The sequence below is a fragment of the candidate division WOR-3 bacterium genome, from assembly GCA_016926475.1.
In the GTDB taxonomy this organism is placed as follows: Bacteria; SDB-A; SDB-A; order SDB-A; family SDB-A; genus JAFGIG01.
This window is the reverse complement of record JAFGON010000013.1, coordinates 1-3,676: the sequence shown is the minus strand read 5'-3', so window position 1 is coordinate 3,676 and position 3,676 is coordinate 1. Positions and strand designations below refer to the sequence as shown.

Genomic DNA, 3,676 nt, shown 5'->3' with positions numbered 1-3,676 from the left:
CTGACCGGGAATTCTTCACAGTCGGTTTGATAGCTTTCTTGATTTTCATGGGGTTGAATTTGACCTCTTGAACAGGATGCTGTTTGTAAAATCGATCCAAAGAAAACGGCTATTAAAAATGTTTTATATTTAGCTTCAGACATTTCCTTCTCCTTTTACTCTGACAAAAATTTTTCAAACCTGACAGCGCATTCAGGGCACAAAAACCAATCTTTATTATCAGCCATTATTTGCTTTACCCAGAGTTGTTCGGCTGTCTCCCTGGACAACGCTTTTTCTTTTTGAAATTCAGGAAGATATGAATATGGTCTCAACCCAGCATCAACCACCTTTTTTACCTGGGTAAAAGAATAACGGATTGAATCATCCCCAATTGAGGTGTTGCACAGATCACATACCTTCATACCCCTTCCTTTCTTCATTTGTTTTTACTAAAGTGTAAATCAATATCCATGCCAAATTTTTAATGGCATTTAAGTTGCTTTTTTAAGTTGATTTATTAAATTTACAGCTTATAGAACAATAGAAGGTTTTCCGATTTACGGAATATATTCCGGAAATCGGAAATTATCTGTATTTATAGAAATGGTGTTTGGCTATTCCTGTAGCTTTGACGGCATCTAAAATTTTGCCGTCGAATTTTTTTAGTATTGTTTTGATCAGCGATTCTTTCAAAGATTCCATATCGATTTTTTTGGAGATGACGAGCTCTGTCAATCTGTCGATCAATTCGTTTTCATCGGATTCTGTACCTGATAAATTCAGGAATTTGAAATCTGATCCGGTCAATGCAGTATTTGACCCGGAGACTATGATAGCTCGCATTATGGCGTTTTCTAGTTCCCGAACGTTTCCCGGCCAATCGTATTTTAAAACAACTTTTAAAGCGTCATCACTAATTATCTTTGGAGGCCGGTTTATTTCTCCGCAGAATTTATTCACGTTAAAAACCGCCAGGTCTTCAATATCCTCTTTTCTTTCTCTTAAAGGCAGAAGATGCAAGGGGTAATTGTTTATCCTGTAATAGAGGTCTTGCCGAAAATCGCCCTTTTTAACCGCTTTTTCCAGATTCCGGTTTGTGGCGCATATCAGTTGAAAATCAACTCCGATGGTTTTGATGCTTCCCAACCTTGATAGCTTCTTTTCCTGAATTACGTTGAGCAGCTTGGCCTGGATATTTATATCCATTTCTCCGATTTCATCGAGAAACAGTGTCCCTTGGTGGGCGAGTTCTATTTTCCCCGGTTTGGAATTTACCGCTCCGGTAAATGCTCCTTTCTCAAAACCGAACAATTCACTCTCCAACAAGTTTTGGGGGATTGCCGAGCAATTTATTTTTATGAAGGGTTTTTCTTTTCTTTTTCCCGAAAAATGAATCAATCTTGCTACCACTTCTTTTCCAGTGCCGGTTTCACCTGTTATGAGAACATTGACGGTCAACTTGGATATTTTTAACACATCTTCAAATATTTTTTTCAACCCCCGGTCAAGGCCGATTATTTTTGGGTTCTGTTCAAAGAGCCTGTGTTTTAATTCTTGGTTTTCAATGTCCAAAAGTTTCAAATATTTTTCTTGTTCTTTGTTATTTGAGCGTTCAGAAATTATTTTATCCAGAAATTTTTTCAGTTCGAACAAACTGACGGGTTTTTCGATGTAATGGTTTACCAGCCCTTCGTTTATAACTTTTTCCAACAGATATTTATCGGCATAAGCCGTGAACAAAACCCCGTATCCATAGGCGTTTTTCTCCCGCGCGCTCAAAAGAAGGTCAAGACCTGTGACCTTAGGCATTTTATAGTCGGCGATTATTATATCAAAATAATTATAATCTAATTCACTTAAAGCTTTTTGGGGGTCTGAAAAGAAATCTATTCTGTAATCCTGAAAAAATTCCTTTAAATCTTCCATTAAAGTTTGCTCGTCGTCGACGAACATGATCTTAAGATTATGAACAATTTCATTCATCTCGGTTCCTTTTCATTGTTATCATAAACTCACTGCCCAGGGTTACTTTAGAATTTACAGAAATATCCCATCCCATTTTCAAAATCAGATTTTTGACTATATATAAACCGAGACCCATTCCTTCTCCAACTTCTTTGGATGTGTAAAAGGCGTCGAAAATATATTTTTTTTCTTCCAGGGCAATACCCCTGCCGTTGTCTTTGACTATAATAACAGGATCATATTCCGTTTTGGAAGCTTTAATCTGGATTTCTCCGTTTTCAGAGACAGCCTCCAGAGCGTTTAAAAGCAAGTTGGACAGGATTTGAATCAAAACATCGTAATTTGCTTTCACGTGCAGGTCTTCATCGATTTCGACATTAAGCTTGGCGTTTTTGTCGTTGAAATCTTCAAACAATTTAAACATCGCGGATTTAATTTGCTTTAATAGTAAATCCGTCTTTTTGATTTTTTCCTGGTAGTATATAGCCTTCAAATTTTTTACTATATTGGTTATTCTTTCAAGGTTGAATTTTATGCGTTCGATGTATGGTTTGAATTTCTCCCGTGTATTCGGATCTAAATCATCCAGGTGTTTGGTCAAATTTTCCAGGGGTGCATCCATGGAAACCAATGGGTTAATCAGTTCATGGGAAATTCCGCCCATCAGTTTTCCGAAGGAGAAATTTTTGTCCTCTTCAAACTGTGAGCTCTTCATTTTTTGCAGACGGAGGAGAGCTTCGATTCTGTTCATCAATTCTTCCGCTGAAAACGGCTTGTATATAAAATCCACCGCCCCCAGTTCCAAAGCCTTTAATCTTTCCTTATTTCCTGTTTTAGCGGTCAAAAAGATGAACGGTATATTCTTGAAAGTATCGTTTTCCATGATTCTTTCGTAAAACTCGTAACCGTTCATTTCATCCATCATTATGTCGGACACTATCAGGTCTGGCAAAGGGATTGAGTTGATTTTTTCACTTGCCTTAAATCCGTTTTCCGCTGTGAAAACGTTATATTTTTGAGACAATTTAAACTGCAGAAACGCAAGCAGGTTTTTATTGTCTTCGACAACAAAAATATTTTCCCTTTGGGATATATACTTTTCTTTCTGTAATTCCATTTCAAATTGGAAATTATCAGGAATCGTTGTTTCAGAAACAGCCATAATAGTGTCGGTTTCTTTCGGTCTGTATCCGGGGAAAGTAAGAATAAATTCACTTCCCCTGCCAATATCGCCTGTCAATTCAATTGTGCCATTCAACGATTTAATGATCTCAGAGGTTATATACAACCCCATTCCGATTCCCTGTACGTTCTGTTTTTTATGTGAGATCTGGTAATAGGGAGAAAAAATGCTTTTTTCCTGCTCTTTGGTTATTCCGATACCTGTGTCCTTAACCTTAATAACAATGGAATTTTCACCGCCACCCAGAAAAACATCAATGGATCCTTTGAAGGTGAATTTTATGGCGTTGTCCAGAAGATTGTTTATTATCCTGTCAACTGCAAAAGGATCGGCTTTCGTGAAAAGATGATCTTTTATATTGCTGTTTATAATTATACTTTTGCTTTTAGCGTAACTCTGAAAAACTAACACTTTATTTTTCAGTATTTCCGAAATGTTAATGACTTGATCATGGTTGTAAAAAACCAAGCCTTTTTCAAGTTTTTCGGCGTCTAAGAAATTTACCATGTCTCTTAAAAGCTTGTTCAAGTTCTGCTCAATAACTTT

Annotated in this window: 3 protein-coding genes; all 3 read right to left on the bottom strand. The window is 36.9% G+C overall.

Annotated elements, in window-relative coordinates; genetic code table 11:
* Positions 1-155 precede the first annotated feature (155 nt).
* Positions 156-404 carry a hypothetical protein gene (locus JXA84_00985; protein ID MBN1149776.1) on the bottom strand — a complete coding sequence of 83 codons (249 nt, stop codon included), beginning with the start codon at positions 402-404 and terminating at the stop codon, positions 156-158.
* Positions 405-567: 163 nt separating this feature from the next.
* Complete coding sequence (locus JXA84_00980; GenBank protein MBN1149775.1) at positions 568-1,965, bottom strand: sigma-54-dependent Fis family transcriptional regulator; 1,398 nt, start codon at positions 1,963-1,965, stop codon at positions 568-570.
* A partial coding sequence (locus JXA84_00975) for a response regulator (protein ID MBN1149774.1) occupies positions 1,958-3,676 on the bottom strand: 1,719 nt, incomplete at its 5' end. The genes JXA84_00980 and JXA84_00975, both read right to left, overlap by 8 nt.

Coding starts and splice junctions, on each gene's coding strand:
- JXA84_00980 (MBN1149775.1), bottom strand. CDS start 1,965: ATGAATGAAATTGTTCATAATCTTAAGATCATGTTCGTCGACGACGAG.
- JXA84_00985 (MBN1149776.1), bottom strand. CDS start 404: ATGAAGGTATGTGATCTGTGCAACACCTCAATTGGGGATGATTCAATC.